Genomic DNA, 14,544 nt, shown 5'->3' on the forward strand with positions numbered 1-14,544 from the left:
CGGGAGGCGGCCGGAAGCTCAGGGCTGCTCCTCGACGGCGGCAGCGAGCGATTGCAGCAACTCCTTCATGCCACCGTTCTTCAGGTTCTTGAGGACGGTGCCGGGCGTATCGGCACCCTTTTCCCACTCCATCCAGAAGCCGAGCAGTTTGGTGGGGTCGGGCAGCGGACGTTCGATGTCGGACACCCTGCGAGGCTACCGCCGATGCCGGCCGCGTCACGTCCGGCGGCGATCGCGACGCAACTCGTGGCCGACTTCGGCCAGACTGAGGCATGTCCTGGTTCGACAACTTGCGATCAGCGGTCCGGCGGGCGGCCGCTCCGACGTTCGCCAGCGCCGGGCGCATGAGCGGCCCACCGACGTCGTCCAACGGCGCCAGCTCGATGCATCTGCGTTGGACGTTCGCCGCAGGCGCTCGGCCCCGTTGTCGAGAGGTATCGGTCGTGTTCAGGGTCGTCGAACCTCCGACCGTCCCTGCGCTCTACTTCTGGGCCCTCCAGGCGAGCTTCGGCACCGGGGGACGTAGCGTCGGCGCTGCGCACATGGGGTTGCAGCACCACCCTCGCTATCCGGGAGCGGGAGCGGTGAACTGGGGTGGCTACCGCCATGGCGGCGGTGAGTTGGCCGGATCGACCTCGGCGTTGCCTTCGACGCTCGGCAACGTGAACACACGCGACTACCCGTGGCGTGCGGGGGTGTCCTACCGCTACCGGATCGCTCCGTCCCCTGAACGAGGGTGGCGGGCGACGATCACCGATCTCGAGCGAGGTGACACCACGGTCATCCGCGACCTGTGGAGTCCCGAAGCCACCGACGAACTCACCGACATCGTGGTGTGGAGCGAGGTGTTCGCCGATTGCGACGCGCCGAGCGTCCGGGTCGAGTGGTCACAGCCCGAGGTCGTCACCATCGGTGGATCGACGCTCACCCCGGTGGCGATGACCACCAGCTTCCAACGACACGAGGACGGCGGCTGCGCGAACACCACAGCGGCCGTCGTCGCCGGCGGTGTGGCCCAGATCACCAACGTCGAGCGGACGGTCGCCGCCGGCGTCGCTCTGCCACTCGGTTGACGACGGATCGCCGAGGATCACCAGCCCAGCGTGGCCGCCGACCACGCATTGGCGAAGCAACCTTTCGGATCGACCGCCTCCCGCCGGCGACGGAAGTCGCCGGCTCGCTCATAGGCCGACGCCACATCGAACGCCGATGGATGGAAGACCTTTCCCCAGTGAGGCCGAGGCGCAAAGGGGCCAAGCGCATCCTCGACGATGCCGATTGCCCGATCGACGGCGGCGGATCGCGCCGCCACGTGAAGTGGAAGGCTGCCGAGTGACGGCCGTAGGTCGGGCTCATCCACAACGCATCAGCGGCAACGGTGCGGATCTCGCTGACCAGCAACACGTCGTCGAGGGCGGGGGCGATTCCCCGCAGCGCCTCGAGCGCAGCGGCACCGTCACGCAGGTCGACGAAGAACTCGGTCTGGATCTCCTCGCCGGCGCTGGGTTGGAAGGCGGCGCGAAAGTGGGGCAGCCGTTCGTCCCACCGGCCGGGTTGGCCGAGCTGTGCGGTGGTCGCCTCGGCTGACATCGACCGAATCGGGTGCAGCTCGACCGTGGCACGTGCGGCACCGGCGAGCGCAGTACCGGAGCGATGGTCGTGGAGCCGTGCATCGTCGGCTCGGAACTTGAGCCACACCTGCTCAGGCCGTTCGCCATACCGGGAGAAGACACTCACGCTGTAGGCCGAGTCGAACAGCGTCTCGAAGGACGTGGTCACGGTGTCCCAGGTCAGGTCGTCGTAGACGACCTGCGCCACCTCATAGGCCGGTTCGACAGCCAACGTGACGCTCTCGACCACGCCGAGCAGACCCATGGCGACCACGCTTCCCGCCAGATCGTCGGCGGCGACGCCGACCAGTGCGCCATCGGCACGAACGACGCGTAGGCCGCGCACCGCCGTGGAAAGGTTGCCGTTGCGCGACCCTGATCCGTGGGTGCCGGTGGCGACGGCTCCCGCGACCGAGATGTGTGGCAGCGATGCCAGGTTGGCCAGCGCCAGACCATGCGGGGCCAGCGCGGCGGCGACCTCGGCGTAGGTCATGTGTGCGGCGACGGCGACCTCGTCGGATCCCTCGACATGGTGCATCCATGTGGGGAGTGCCGTCAGGTCGATGACCGTGTCGGCGTCGCCCAGTCCGTTGAAGGAATGTCGAGACCCGATGACCCCAATACGATCCGCGGCACCGACGGCAGCCTGCAACTCGTCGACCGAGGTCGGACGACGCCAGTCGGCGGCTCGGTAGGTGTAGTTGCCAGCCCAGTTCTGCTCGCTCACCAGGCCGACGCTACTCAGAAGTCCGACCCTTGACGCGACGAACGGCCGGCCCCGGAGGACCGACCGTTCGTGTCTTCGTTCAGCGTGAGCCGAGCGATGTGTTCGTGAGCCGAAGGCTCAGATCACATCATGCCGCCCATACCACCCATGCCCGACATGTCTGGCATACCGCCGCCACCCGACTCCTCGGGCTTGTCGGCGACGAGTGCCTCGGTGGTGAGGACCAGCGCAGCAATCGAGCCGGCGTTCTGCAGCGCAGCGCGGGTGACCTTGGCCGGGTCGGTGATACCGGCAGCCATGAGGTCTTCGATGTTGCCGGTGGCGGCATTGAGGCCGACCGTGCCGGACGCCTCTTCGACCTTGGCGACCATGATGGCGCCTTCGAGACCGGCGTTCATGGCGATGAGCTTGGCGGGCGCCTCGAGGCACTCCCACACCGAGCGGGCACCGGTGGCTTCATCGCCCTCGAGACCCTCGAGCACGGCGGCAACGGCCGGGCGGGCCCGCAGGAGTGCGGTACCGCCGCCGGCAACGACACCCTCTTCGAGGGCGGCGCGGGTGGCCGACAGTGCGTCTTCGATGCGGTGCTTCTTTTCCTTGAGCTCGACCTCGGTGGCCGCGCCGACCTGGATGACGGCGACGCCGCCGGCCAGCTTGGCGAGACGCTCCTGGAGCTTCTCACGGTCCCAGTCGGAATCGGTGTTGTCGATCTCGGACTTGATCTGGGAGACACGACCGGCAACGTCGCTGCCGTCACCGGCACCTTCGATGATGGTGGTGTTGTCCTTGGTGATGACGACCTTGCGAGCCTGGCCGAGCATGTCGATGGTGACACCGTCGAGCTTGAGACCGACCTCTTCGGCGACGACCTGACCACCGGTGAGGATGGCCATGTCCTGGAGCATCGCCTTGCGGCGCTCGCCGAAGCCGGGCGCCTTGACGGCAGCCGAGGAGAAGGTGCCACGGATCTTGTTGACCACGAGGGTGGCCAGCGCTTCGCCTTCGATGTCCTCGGCGATGATCACGAGCGGCTTCGAGGCCTGCATGACCTTCTCGAGCACGGGGAGGAGATCCTGGACCGAGGTGATCTTGCCCTGGACGAACAGGATGTACGGATCGTCGAGGACGGCTTCCTGGCGGTCGGGGTCGGTGACCATGTAGGGGCTGATGTAGCCCTTGTCGAACTGCATGCCCTCGGTGAACTCGAGCTCGATGCCGAAGGTGTTCGACTCTTCGATGGTGACCACACCATCCTTGCCGACCTTGTCGATGGCGTCGGCGAGGACGTCGCCCACGCTCTGATCCGCTGCGGAGATGGCGGCGACCTGAGCGATCTCGGCCTTTTCGTCGATCTCCTTCGACTGCTCGGCGATGGCGCCGACAGCGGCGGCCACGGCCTTCTCGATGCCTCGCTTGAGGCCCATCGGGTTGGCGCCGGCGGCCACGTTGCGGAGACCGTTCTTGATCAGCGCCTGGGCGAGCACGGTGGCGGTGGTGGTGCCGTCGCCAGCGACGTCGTTGGTCTTGGTGGCGACTTCCTTCACGAGCTGGGCGCCCATGTTCTCGAAGGCGTCTTCGAGCTCGATCTCACGAGCGATCGACACACCGTCGTTGGTGATGGTCGGGGCGCCGAACTTCTTGTCGAGGACGACGTTGCGACCCTTCGGGCCGAGGGTGACCTTGACGGCGTCGGCGAGCTGGTTCACACCGGCTTCGAGGGCGCGGCGCGCTTCTTCGTCAAACTTGATGATTTTGGACATGGTTCAGATTCTCACTTCACGATTGCGAGGACGTCACGGGCGGTCAGGATGAGGTAGTCGACACCCTCGAGGCTGATCTCGGTGCCTCCGTACTTGGAGTACACGACGGTGTCACCGACCGAGACCTCCATGGGGATCAGTTCGCCCGAGTCGGAGCGGCGGCCAGCGCCAACGGCGATAACCTCGCCCTGCTGGGGCTTTTCCTTGGCCGTGTCGGGGATGACAAGGCCACTGGCGGTCGTGGCCTCGGCCTCTTTGGCCTTGACGACGATGCGATCATCGAGTGGTTGCAGGTTCATGCAGATTCGCCTCCGTACGGCGTGATCTCGGACTGGTACCGGCGACTGATCAGATCAGGAGATTTCAGCCACCGTGTGCTCCTCGACTACTCGCCCACCTGGCGGTGGCGTTAGCAGTCTCGTGGCACGAGTGCTAACACTAGCGAAGGCGTGCGGATCCGCCAACCCACCTCGGCGTGGATTCCGTGAACTTCAGTCGAACGACAGAGAAAACCTGAGTACCCATCACTCAGGTTCGATATCATCCGCCGGAGGGCACCATCGCCCAGGTCAGATGCTTGGACACACGCGCTCGGCCTGCAAGACTGGCCGCTTGCACGAACACCGGGGCACCGACGAACCGAGCACGCCGGCGGCGACCATCGACTCGACCGTCGAGTTGGTCGTTGATGACAGCGAGCGGCAGCTGCTCACCCCGGTGCTGCGACACTTCCTGGCTCGGGGCTACAACCCGCTCGACGCCGAACCGGGCGACCAGATTCGCCTCGAATCCGACGACGGCTATGTCATCGTGCGGTCCGAACTCCTCGACCAGCACCGGTCGGCGTCCGGCGAGGCGGCATCGGGCGTGGTGCTGTCGATCAGCGCGTCCAGCATCGGCTCGATCGATCTGCGTCATGCCGTCGGGCGGGCCATCACCGAGTTCGGCGGGTTGGCTGCACGTGGCGACGACCCGCTCGACGCCGACCACACCTTCCTCGATCAGCGCGGCGTTGCCCGCGCGGTCCTGCGCACCCCGCACTGACCAGCACCGCCGGTCGCAGACCGCACCATCGGCCCGCGGCTATCGCACCGGGCGAGTTGGCAGCGCCAGGTTCGGGAGTGCGCCGTCGTCCAAGCCGGTTGGCCCGTCGTGCTGGAGGCGCCAGTGCCCGGCCGCAGCGATCATCGCCGCATTGTCGGTGCAGTAGGCCCGGTCTGGCACCAGCGCGTCGATGCCGGCATCAGCTGCGGCAGCTGCAAATCGCTCTCGCAGCAACGAGTTGGCCGCAACGCCACCGCCCAAGCACACCGCACGCGCCCCCACCTCGACTGCGGCCCGCATGGTCTTGCTGACCAGCACGTCGACCACCGCCTCCTGGAACGCCGCTGCCACGTTGGCGTTGGTCGATTCCGGGTGTTTCCGCACGTGGTTGACCACCGCCGTCTTCATGCCGCTGAACGAGAAGTCGAGTCCTTCGTTCATCATCCCTCGGGGGAACGTGATGGCGGTCGGATCACCCTCGCGGGCCAGGGCGTCGATCAACGGTCCCCCCGGGTAACCCAGACCGAGGTAGCGGGCCACCTTGTCGAAGGCTTCGCCGGCGGCGTCGTCGATCGTCGAACCGAGGATCTCGTAGCGTCCCGGTTCTTCGACGTGGACGATCAGGGTGTGTCCACCCGAGACGAGTAGGACGACGAGGGGCGGGACGAGGTCGGGCCGCTCGAGCGTCGTGGCGAAGAGATGGCCCTCCATGTGGTTGACACCGACATACGGCACCCCCCAGGCGAGAGCCAACGCCTTGGCCGCACTCACCCCGATCAGCAGGGCACCGATGAGTCCAGGACCATGGGTGGCCGCGACGGCGTCGATGTCGGATGGGCCCAGGCCGGCATCGGCGAGCGCCCGGGACAGCACCGGCTCGAGCAGGTCGAGATGTGCTCGACTGGCGACCTCGGGGACGACGCCCCCGAACTCGGCGTGCAGTTCGACCTGGCTCGACACCACGTTGGCGAGCACCTCGCTGCCATCGCGCACGATGGCCACGGCGGTCTCGTCACAGCTGCTCTCGATGGCCAGCATGATCGTCATGGCGTCTCCTTGCGATCGTCCGACACCGACATGAGGTAACCGGGGTCGTCGATGTCGTGCACCCACAGGATCGCGGCGTGTTGCCCGGGTCCGTAGTAGTCCTTGCGTTCGCCCGCCGACACCAACCCGAAGCGGTCGTAGAGTCGCAGGGCCGCAACATTGTCGGTGCGGACCTCGAGGGTGAGGTGGCGGGCACCCCGCTCGACCACGTCGGCGATCAGCTGCATCAGCAGTTGTCGGGCCAGGCCTCGACGGCGTTGCGCGGGATCGGTGGCGATGTTCATGAGGTGCGCTTCGTCGCCGACGAGCATCATCCCGCCGAATCCGACGACACGCTCACCGGCCATGGCGACCAGCCAGTGGCGTTCGGCCGGTGGCATCAACAGTTCGCCGGCGAACAGGGAGCGTGACCACGGCAACGCGCTCGACACCGACTCGATCGCAGCCACGGTGTCGAGGTGGTCGGTCGCCAGTTCGGTGAGGACGATGGGCTCTGAGATCATGTGTTGTGCCGGGTCTTGATGTTGATCTGGACGTCGGGGTCACGCAGATACATCGGAAGCACCGCCGACCCGACGACACCGGCTCGCTCGGCGGCGAGGCGGGCAATCACCACCGGCGACGGTTCGCACCCGGCAACCCGAAGGTCGCCGTAGAGATCGGTGTAGCGATCGGCGCCATCGCCGACCACCAGGTCGTCGTCGCCGATCGCGTCGACCGCATCGCCGGGTGGACCGACGAAGGGGTCGCCGAGCGGGACAGGCCGTCCGGCGTGGTCCACGGTGAACGTTTGCTGGAACACCTCGGCCCGTCGAGCGTCGACGACGGCGGTGACGGTCGAATCGGCGTGGGCAGCGGCGAGCGCTTCGAGGCTCGACACGCCCGTGACGAGTGTGTCGTTGGCCAGGGCGAGGGTGCGGACCGTGGCGAGCCCGACCCGCAAACCGGTGAACCGGCCTGGTCCGACATCGACGGCGAACCGGTCGATATGGCCGAGGGTGATCGAGCGACCGGCGGCGCCGGATGCGGTCTCGAGCGCCGTGGCGATCATCGGGACGAGTTCCTCGGCATGGCGTCGGTCAGTCGCGATCTGTCGCTCCGCGAGGGTCTCGACGACGCCGTCGGTGAACTCGACGATGGCCACGCCGACACTCGCCGTCGCCGATGTGACGGCCAGGATCAGCACGGTTCGAGCCGATCGGCGATCGCGGCCAGTGCACCGAGGCGTTGGCGCCATGCCGCCGAGCCTGGTTCGAACCGGAGTTCCCGATCGTCGTCATCGGCACCGAGCAGCAGGCGAACCGTGAGTCGGTCGGCAGGAAGCACGGGCTCGATCTGCTCGCCCCACTCGATGACGGTCACCCCGCGCTCCAACAACTCGGGCAGGTCGAGATCGAGGGTCTCGCCGATGTCGTCGATCCGGTAGACGTCGAGGTGGTGGAGTTCGAGGCGACCCTCGTACTGGTTCGCCAGCGTGAACGTCGGGCTGGTGATGCGCCCCTCGATGCCGAGCCCGGCACCGAGCCCCTGCGTGAAACAGGTCTTCCCCGCACCCAGGTCGCCGGCGAGCACGAGCAGATCACCATCGCGAAGCTGCGCCGCCAGTTCGGCGGCGACCTGCTTGGTCTGTGCCGGGCACGACGTGGCGACCACGATCGGCTCGGGGATCGTCGAGGGATCGGTCTCGGGCACGGCGTCCCAGGCTACCGCCGCTGCTCCGGCGAGCCGTTGGCCACGACCCGTCAGATCAGCGAGCGGATGGCGCGGGTCACGGCCTCGGTGGCCATCACTCGAAGGTGGACGGGATCGGCCTCGATCTGCCCGGTCGACGCAGCGAGGATGGCGTCGCCATCGGCGGCAGTGTGCGCCGGCACGAGCGATCGGGCGTAGCCATCGTGTCCACCTTGGGCGAGCAGGAGGCACTGTGTCTTGTCGAGTCTGGCGTTGGTGACCACCACGCCGATCGTGGTGTTGGTGCCGAGCGTCGGATCGATGTCGGGCGTAGTGGCAAGAACACGTTCGGGCGGCATCGCACGAAGCGAGCCGTCACCGGGATCGATGTCGCCGAGTGCGTTGACGATGACGAGCGAGCTGACGATCGCGTCGCCGGCGCGCACGGTCGCCATGCCGACCCCTCCGGGTCGGGTACCCTCTCGGCCCCACCACTTCCGGTACGTGGCGCCGGCACCGCCGCCGATCCGGCCCGAGAGCACGGGTCCATCGGTGGCGGCGACCGCTGCAGCGTGCCCGGCGGCAGCGGTGGGCCGGACGCCGCTCGTTGCGACGGTCAGGTCGTAGATACTCATGCCGACGACGATCGGTACGACGCCCCCCGCCGTCGGGAAGCCGATCTCGTGTTCAGCCAGGTACTGCATCACGCCGTCGCCCGTTGCCAAGCCAAACGCCGATCCCCCTGACAACACCACCGCATCGACGCGCTGCATCATGCGCGTCGGCTCGAGTAGCGCGAACTCGCGAGTGGCGGGCGCTCCTCCTCGCACCTCGCCCGAGGCCACTGTCCCCTCGGGAAGCAGGACGACCGTGCAGCCGGTGTCACCTGCCGGACTGGTCCAGTGCCCAACGAGCACGCCGGGAACGTCGGTCAGCACACCCGGCCGGTCACCGTGTTCACCGGTCATCAGCCGAGCGTGTCAGGTGTTGCCGCCCTGGTCAACATCGGCCGCATCGTCGTACCGCGGGATCTCGTGCTCACTCGACCAGCTGAGGATGGTCGAGTCCAGCGACCAGAAGCCTCGGGGACAGAGCAGATCGTCGATGAGGTACTCGAGTGCGGGGGCAAACGCCGCCCGGGCCTGTCGGGTGTAGGAGCGAGCGTCGTCGTAGGGACGCAGCTCGAAGCCGTGGGCGCTCAACTCCTCGTACAGCCCGATGAACATGCGGGGATCGCCGTCGGCACCAAACGCCTCCTCGTAGCGCCGCAGATCGCTGCCCTGTGTCGCCTCGGCGAAGATCGCCTCGGCCCGACGCAGGAACCAGAACGCGTTGCCATCGGTGGCACCCATGATGATCTGCGCGTGCAACGCCGCGTCGCACAGCAGCCCGAGCGCGGTGACCCAGTTCTGTCGCCGATCATGCGAGCGGAACAGGACCAGCAGTGGCACCGACGAGTGGGTCTCGAGAATGCCGGCCGCCCATTGCTCCCATTTCTCGAACTGGGCGTCGATCTTCTTCGGATCGGCATCCGGAGCCCAGGCCTTCACCAGCGCCGTCGGAGTGATCCGATCGGATCCTCCGGCATCGAGGGTGATCAGCTGTCGTTCACGGTCGGAGTACGCCGAGTAGAGCGTCGGCAGATAACCGACCACCAGAGCGACGGTGATGACACCGAAGAACGCTTCGATCAGCGCACCGGCTCGCGGCACGATCCCGCCGGGCACGATCTCGCCGAATCCGACCGTGAAGTACACGACCCCGGAGTAGTACCACGAGTCGCCGAAGCCATTGGCCCCGGCGAGGCCACCCCTCGCCCACCACAGCAAGCCAAAGCCGGTCACCTGCAAGAGCGCCCAACTGGCCAGCAGCACGATCACGAGGAGGGGTCCGAACGCCGCCATTATCCGCTCACGCGCCGGCGCTTCCTCGGGCATGCGGCGGGCGACAGAGCGGAGGCCGACGTACAGCGACCGCCCGATCAGCTTCGTCGGCCACCAGCGCGCCGGCGAGGTCGACGTGGACACAAGGGTGTTGACGAGATCGGCGACGGCAATGGCGATCAACGCCACCCCGACAACCGAAACGAGAACATCGGCCATCATCGGGCCAGGGCCTCGAGGCGTTGGTCGTAGATCGCGGCCATCACACCCCAGTCGTGACAGCGAACGGCGGCGACCGCCGCCGGCAGCTCCGCCCGCCATCGGTCGAGATCGCGCACGACATCAGCGAGCCGGGTACCGAAACTCCCGGGCCGATACCCGAAGGCACCGGCGGCGTCACCGAGCAAGTCGGGATAGTTGAGCGCATCCGGCACCACCGGCACACAACCCGCAGCCACGGCTTCGGCGACCCCCACCCCGAAGAAGTCATGGTGGGCACAACTCACGACGACATCGCTGCGGCACACCCAGTCTCGGTACTCCTCGACTCCGAAGGGACCTGCGGCGAGGACCCGGCGGCGATGCCGGTCGACCACACGACGGCGCACGTCATCGTCGAGAGGCCCCGACGCCCCGGCCAGCACGAGCCGAGCATCGAGACCGACCTCGACCAGCCGGTCGACGGCGCGAGCGAACGCCGCCGGATCCTTGTCGGGCTCCCACCGATGCGGCCAAAGCACGACCGGGCCCGTGCCATCGAAACGTTCGGCCGAGGGCGCCGCCCAGGACAGGTCGAGACCGAGCGGGAGGGTCTCGAAAGACTCGATGACCCGATCGATCGAGCGGACATGGTCGTCGTCCGGCAGCCGACGCACGAAGGCCGGCAGCTCGGCAACCACCTGCCGGCGGTGCCAGTCACTATTGAAGAACACGACATCGGCAGCGAGCCACGAGAACCAGTCGTAGAGGGCGTCGGCGTCGTTGGAAGCCACTCCCCTGGCGTTCGGGTACAGCAGCTGTGACTCGTGCTGGTACACCGCAACGGGGACGCCCTCGAGCTCGCTTCGCAACAGACCGATCAGCCGCGCCGCGTCGAGCGGGCTCGACACCAGCACGACATCGGGTCGCCCCTTGGTGGCGACATGGCGCTGGACGAGCTCGGCCAGCGGCACGGCGCCGCCGCGCAGTCGCCAGCGCCATCGATCCGCCGGCAACCCGACGATCGATACGTCGTGAACGCTCACCGCTCGATATCCCTCGGCCCACTGCGCATGGGAACCACCGAGCCAAGGCTCGACGATCAGCAGCTTCATGCGGGATGGTCCAGGAGCCCTGCCAGCACCTCGTTGACCGCCGCCGGTGCCTCCATCATCGCCTGGTGGCCGACGCCGTCGAGGACGTGCAGCGTGGATCCCGGGAAGACGTCGACCAGTTCCCGGGCGCAGCGCATCGGTGTGAGCCGGTCGAGCGACCCAACGATCACGGCGACCTCGACCCGATCGAGATCGCTGCGCTCGGCGATCGCTGCCCGAACGTCGTGATCGAGGATCGACGGCATTGCCTGCCAATAGGTCTCGGGGTCGAGCCGATCGAAGCTCTGCGCGACCGTCTGGAGATCGAGGGTGCTGGGTCGTCGACCGAAGGTGGTCATCACCGCCAGCCGACCGGCATCGCTGTCGGGCACCGTGCCGACCACAGCGGCCACGGCTGGCCGTTGCAGGAATGCGTCGAGTCGCTCGCTCCGCAACGACGGCGACATCGGCGAGCGGATCGCCGAGTCGACGAACACCGCACTGCTGACTCGCTGCACGGTCGAGGCGGGAGCGGTTGCCAGGAAGTGGGCGAGGACCATGCCGCCCATCGAGTGCCCGGCGATCACCGCATCATGGAGGTCCTCGCGCTCGAGCAGTTCGGCGAGGTCACCGGCATTGGCCGCGATCGTGGCCCCGTCGGTTCCGGCCGTGGATCGGCCGTGCCCACGGAGATCGATGGCCATGACCCTCGATCGGTCGGCCAGCGCGAACTGACGAGTCCACGCCTCGGCTTCGAGGGTGATGCCGTGGAGGAGGATCAGTGGTCGGCCTTCGCCAGCTTCGATCCAATGCATGGATGCGCCGTCTCGCATCACCATGGCCCGGTCGACCGCCGCTGCTGGCAGCGGCAGAGGTTCGGACGGTGCCGCCGCCAGGTCGACGCGTCGCATGACGAGTCGCTCGGCCGCCCAGCCGACCGCCGCACCGATGGCAAGCGCCGACAGACGAACGGGACCGCCGTTCATCTCGTGCCCCGGAACACTCGGTCGAGCCGTGTGCCGAACCCGCAGACGATCTCATACGGGATCGTCCCGAGCACCTCGGCCCATTCCTCGGCCGAGATCGCATCGCCGCCCTGGGCCCCGAGGAACACCACTTCGTCGCCGACGGCGACCTCGGCGTCGCCGCAATCGACGATCACCTGATCCATGGTGATCGAACCGGCGAATCCGTGGCGCTCGCCGTTGATCAACACCTGACCGGTGTCCCACCACGCCCGAGGCACACCATCGGCGTAGCCGATCGGAACCGTGGCGAGCGTCGAATCTCGGGTCAACGAGCGCCGGTGGCCGTAGCTGACGGCGGTGCCGGCGCGCACCCGCTTGACAAACCCCACGGTCGAAACCAATCGCATCGCCGGCCGCAACTCGACCAGGTCGTCGAGGTCAGGCCCCGGGAGGCAGCCGTAGAGACCGATGCCGCATCGCACCACATCGAGGTGGCTCCGACCGAGCGAGACCGTTGCAGCGGTGTTTGCCGCGTGGACGAGCGGTGGATCGATACCGATGGCCGACAGTTCCTCGATCACTGCGTCGAATCGGTCGAGCTGCTGGTCGTTGAGCGGATGACCGAGTTCCTCGGAGCGGGCGAGATGGGTCCACACCGAACCGAGTTCGAGTTCGTCGGCCGCCACGATCATCTGCGCCAACTCGATCGTGTCGGCCCCGGTCGCACCGACCCGACCCATCCCGGTGTCGACCACGAGGTGCACCGTCATCACCCGGTGGTCGCCGGCGGCGGCGATGGCCAGTTCGATCCCTTCACGGCTGTAGAGCGCCGGCTCGAGATCGAGTGCGGCAACGGCTTCGAACTCCGCCGGATCAGGTTGCGAGAGAACCCAAATCGGCGCATCGATCCCCGCCTCGCGGAGCTGCCGGCCTTCGGCGACCTGAGCGACAGCGAGACGAGAGGCGCCGGCGCCGAGCGCGGTCGTTGCGACCTCGACGGCACCGTGTCCGTACCCATCGGCCTTCACGACGGCACACAGTTCGCTACCGGCAGCGAACGAGCCGAGCATCGAACAGTTCTGCGCCACGGCGTCGAGATCGATCTCGAGCCATGCCCGGCTCACTGCTTCCCTCCCTCGCGTGATGGCAGCGACGACAGCACCCGAGCGACGAGCTCGGGCAGGTCACCGGCGACCAGGCCCCGTCGGTAACCCAGCGACGCTGCCCGACCGTGCAGCTCGGCGCCCACGCCGGCTGCGGCGAACGGTTCGAGACCCAGCGCGAGGCCGGCGCCGATGATGCCGCTCAACACATCGCCGCTGCCTGCCGTCGCCAACCGCTCGTCACCGGCATTCGACAACAGGACCCGACCATCGGGATGGGCGACCACGGTGACCGGACCCTTCAGGAGCACGACGCTGGCGTAGGCCTTCGCCGCCCGACGAGCCGCCTGCACGCGGTCGCTTCCTGGAGGATCGCCCATCAACCGGGCGAACTCACCGTCGTGCGGTGTCAGCACGGCCAGGGCCTGACGATCACGAAGGCAGGAGGTTCGCTCGCTGCTGCCGGCCAACCTCTCTGCACCGGTGGCGATGGCGTCGAGCGCGCCGGCATCCAAGACGACGGGCTGATCAACGCCGCTCACCAGCGCCCGGACCTGTTCGCCGGATCGGTCGTCGGTCGTAAGGCCGGGTCCGAGCACGAAGGCCGCCACCCGGTCGGCCTGGCGGGTGACGTCCGCTGCCCAGTCGTCTCCGATGCTTCGACCGACGGCCTCGATCGGGAGATCGACGGCGGCGGCATCGAGGCCGGGAATCGAGCCAAGCACGTAGCCTGCGCCTGCTCGGGCGGCGGCCGTGGCGGCCAACCGCGGAGCGCCCGGCATCGACGGTTGCCCACCGACGACCCAGACCGCCGACTGCCACTTGTGGGCGTCGACCGCCCGGTTGGGCCACGATGCGAGGTCGTCGGGATCGAGTAGATGGATCCGAGCGTTCGAGGTGTCGAGACCGAGGTCGGCGACCGTCACCGGTCCGGCGAGCGCCGGTCCTCGACCGAACAGCAGCCCGGGTTTGATCGCCCCGAACGTCACGGTGGCATCGGCCCGAAGCGCCGACCCCAGCACCGCCCCGGTATCGCCATCGAGGCCGCTCGGGATGTCGACCGCCAGGACGAGCGGTTGGCGGGGGCACAGCGCAGCAAGATCGGGGGCATCGAAGGGACGACGCAGTCCGGTTCCGAACGCAGCGTCGATGACGAGCTCGCAACGGGACCACACCACCGAGGCGTCGCGCCACGTCCGGGCATCGACCACGGCGACCTTGGCTCCCCAGCGCTCGAGGATCTGTGCCCCGACTCGACCGTCGGCTCCGTTGTTTCCCGGCCCTGCCAGCACCACGATTCGGCGACCGGCAACCGATCCGAGAAGTGAGCGCGCCGCAACCGCATTCGCCCAGCCGGCGCGCCCGATCAGCGTGTCGAGATCCTCGGCGGCTGCAGCGTCGATCGCTCGCATCTCCTCCGGCGTCACGACGGGTCGCAT

General features: G+C 67.8%; 16 protein-coding genes. 2 read left to right on the forward strand and 14 right to left on the reverse strand.

Annotated elements, in window-relative coordinates:
- Positions 1–18: 18 nt before the first annotated feature.
- Complete coding sequence (locus R2733_07675) at positions 19–186, reverse strand: hypothetical protein (GenBank protein MEZ5376384.1); 168 nt, start codon at positions 184–186, stop codon at positions 19–21.
- Positions 187–272: 86 nt separating this feature from the next.
- Between R2733_07675 and R2733_07680 the strand changes: the two genes are divergently transcribed.
- The gene (locus R2733_07680; GenBank protein ID MEZ5376385.1) at positions 273–1,073 is read left to right on the forward strand and encodes a hypothetical protein; all 801 of its coding nucleotides are present in this window, start codon (positions 273–275) and stop codon (positions 1,071–1,073) included.
- Here the strand turns inward: R2733_07680 and R2733_07685 are convergent.
- The 3 genes from R2733_07685 to groES all read right to left on the reverse strand — a co-directional run bounded on the left by R2733_07685 (position 1,021) and on the right by groES (position 4,396).
- Entirely contained in the window at positions 1,021–2,337 is a 1,317-nt protein-coding gene (locus R2733_07685; GenBank protein MEZ5376386.1) for an FAD-binding protein, read from the reverse strand. The two genes, R2733_07680 and R2733_07685, sit on opposite strands and share 53 nt — an antisense overlap.
- A 122-nt stretch (positions 2,338–2,459) precedes the next feature.
- Positions 2,460–4,097, reverse strand: a complete 1,638-nt coding sequence (gene groL, locus R2733_07690) for a chaperonin GroEL (protein MEZ5376387.1) — start codon at positions 4,095–4,097, stop codon at positions 2,460–2,462.
- 11 nt (positions 4,098–4,108) lie between these two features.
- Complete coding sequence (gene groES / locus R2733_07695; GenBank protein ID MEZ5376388.1) at positions 4,109–4,396, reverse strand: co-chaperone GroES; 288 nt, start codon at positions 4,394–4,396, stop codon at positions 4,109–4,111.
- Between the two features lie 313 nt (positions 4,397–4,709).
- Between groES and R2733_07700 the strand changes: the two genes are divergently transcribed.
- A complete protein-coding gene (locus R2733_07700; protein MEZ5376389.1) occupies positions 4,710–5,141 on the forward strand; it encodes a hypothetical protein in 432 nt (143 codons plus the stop codon).
- Between the two features lie 39 nt (positions 5,142–5,180).
- On the opposite strand, the gene tsaD is transcribed toward R2733_07700, so the two are convergent.
- Genes tsaD through R2733_07750 form a run of 10 tightly spaced genes read right to left on the reverse strand, consistent with a single transcriptional unit; the run spans position 5,181 to position 14,544 of the window.
- Positions 5,181–6,188 (reverse strand): tRNA (adenosine(37)-N6)-threonylcarbamoyltransferase complex transferase subunit TsaD, encoded by a 1,008-nt coding sequence (gene tsaD / locus R2733_07705; GenBank protein ID MEZ5376390.1) that lies wholly within the window; start codon positions 6,186–6,188, stop codon positions 5,181–5,183.
- Positions 6,185–6,691, reverse strand: a complete 507-nt coding sequence (rimI, locus tag R2733_07710) for a ribosomal protein S18-alanine N-acetyltransferase (protein MEZ5376391.1) — start codon at positions 6,689–6,691, stop codon at positions 6,185–6,187. The genes tsaD and rimI overlap by 4 nt, the downstream gene beginning before the upstream one ends.
- Positions 6,688–7,374 (reverse strand): tRNA (adenosine(37)-N6)-threonylcarbamoyltransferase complex dimerization subunit type 1 TsaB, encoded by a 687-nt coding sequence (gene tsaB / locus R2733_07715; protein ID MEZ5376392.1) that lies wholly within the window; start codon positions 7,372–7,374, stop codon positions 6,688–6,690. Before tsaB ends, rimI begins: the two co-directional genes overlap by 4 nt.
- Positions 7,368–7,880, reverse strand: a complete 513-nt coding sequence (gene tsaE, locus R2733_07720) for a tRNA (adenosine(37)-N6)-threonylcarbamoyltransferase complex ATPase subunit type 1 TsaE (GenBank protein ID MEZ5376393.1) — start codon at positions 7,878–7,880, stop codon at positions 7,368–7,370. Before tsaE ends, tsaB begins: the two co-directional genes overlap by 7 nt.
- A 50-nt stretch (positions 7,881–7,930) precedes the next feature.
- Complete coding sequence (locus R2733_07725) at positions 7,931–8,827, reverse strand: P1 family peptidase (GenBank protein MEZ5376394.1); 897 nt, start codon at positions 8,825–8,827, stop codon at positions 7,931–7,933.
- Between the two features lie 12 nt (positions 8,828–8,839).
- Entirely contained in the window at positions 8,840–9,964 is a 1,125-nt protein-coding gene (locus R2733_07730; protein ID MEZ5376395.1) for a potassium channel family protein, read from the reverse strand.
- Positions 9,961–11,055 (reverse strand): DUF3524 domain-containing protein, encoded by a 1,095-nt coding sequence (locus tag R2733_07735; protein MEZ5376396.1) that lies wholly within the window; start codon positions 11,053–11,055, stop codon positions 9,961–9,963. Before R2733_07735 ends, R2733_07730 begins: the two co-directional genes overlap by 4 nt.
- Positions 11,052–12,020, reverse strand: a complete 969-nt coding sequence (locus R2733_07740; GenBank protein MEZ5376397.1) for an alpha/beta hydrolase — start codon at positions 12,018–12,020, stop codon at positions 11,052–11,054. Before R2733_07740 ends, R2733_07735 begins: the two co-directional genes overlap by 4 nt.
- A complete protein-coding gene (gene alr, locus R2733_07745; protein MEZ5376398.1) occupies positions 12,017–13,126 on the reverse strand; it encodes an alanine racemase in 1,110 nt (369 codons plus the stop codon). Before alr ends, R2733_07740 begins: the two co-directional genes overlap by 4 nt.
- Positions 13,123–14,544 carry an NAD(P)H-hydrate dehydratase gene (locus R2733_07750; protein ID MEZ5376399.1) on the reverse strand — a complete coding sequence of 474 codons (1,422 nt, stop codon included), beginning with the start codon at positions 14,542–14,544 and terminating at the stop codon, positions 13,123–13,125. Before R2733_07750 ends, alr begins: the two co-directional genes overlap by 4 nt.

The organism is Acidimicrobiales bacterium, assembly GCA_041394265.1.
Lineage (GTDB): Bacteria > Actinomycetota > Acidimicrobiia > Acidimicrobiales > SZUA-35 > JBBQUN01.

Bases quoted from the DNA above. Each gene is read 5' to 3' on its own strand.
- R2733_07735 (MEZ5376396.1), bottom strand. From the start codon at position 11,055: ATGAAGCTGCTGATCGTCGAGCCTTGGCTCGGTGGTTCCCATGCGCAG.
- R2733_07730 (MEZ5376395.1), bottom strand. From the start codon at position 9,964: ATGATGGCCGATGTTCTCGTTTCGGTTGTCGGGGTGGCGTTGATCGCC.
- groES (MEZ5376388.1), bottom strand. From the start codon at position 4,396: ATGAACCTGCAACCACTCGATGATCGCATCGTCGTCAAGGCCAAAGAG.
- groL (MEZ5376387.1), bottom strand. From the start codon at position 4,097: ATGTCCAAAATCATCAAGTTTGACGAAGAAGCGCGCCGCGCCCTCGAA.
- rimI (MEZ5376391.1), bottom strand. From the start codon at position 6,691: ATGATCTCAGAGCCCATCGTCCTCACCGAACTGGCGACCGACCACCTC.
- R2733_07740 (MEZ5376397.1), bottom strand. From the start codon at position 12,020: ATGAACGGCGGTCCCGTTCGTCTGTCGGCGCTTGCCATCGGTGCGGCG.
- R2733_07750 (MEZ5376399.1), bottom strand. From the start codon at position 14,544: ATGCGACCCGTCGTGACGCCGGAGGAGATGCGAGCGATCGACGCTGCA.
- tsaD (MEZ5376390.1), bottom strand. From the start codon at position 6,188: ATGACGATCATGCTGGCCATCGAGAGCAGCTGTGACGAGACCGCCGTG.
- R2733_07725 (MEZ5376394.1), bottom strand. From the start codon at position 8,827: ATGACCGGTGAACACGGTGACCGGCCGGGTGTGCTGACCGACGTTCCC.
- R2733_07680 (MEZ5376385.1), top strand. From the start codon at position 273: ATGTCCTGGTTCGACAACTTGCGATCAGCGGTCCGGCGGGCGGCCGCT.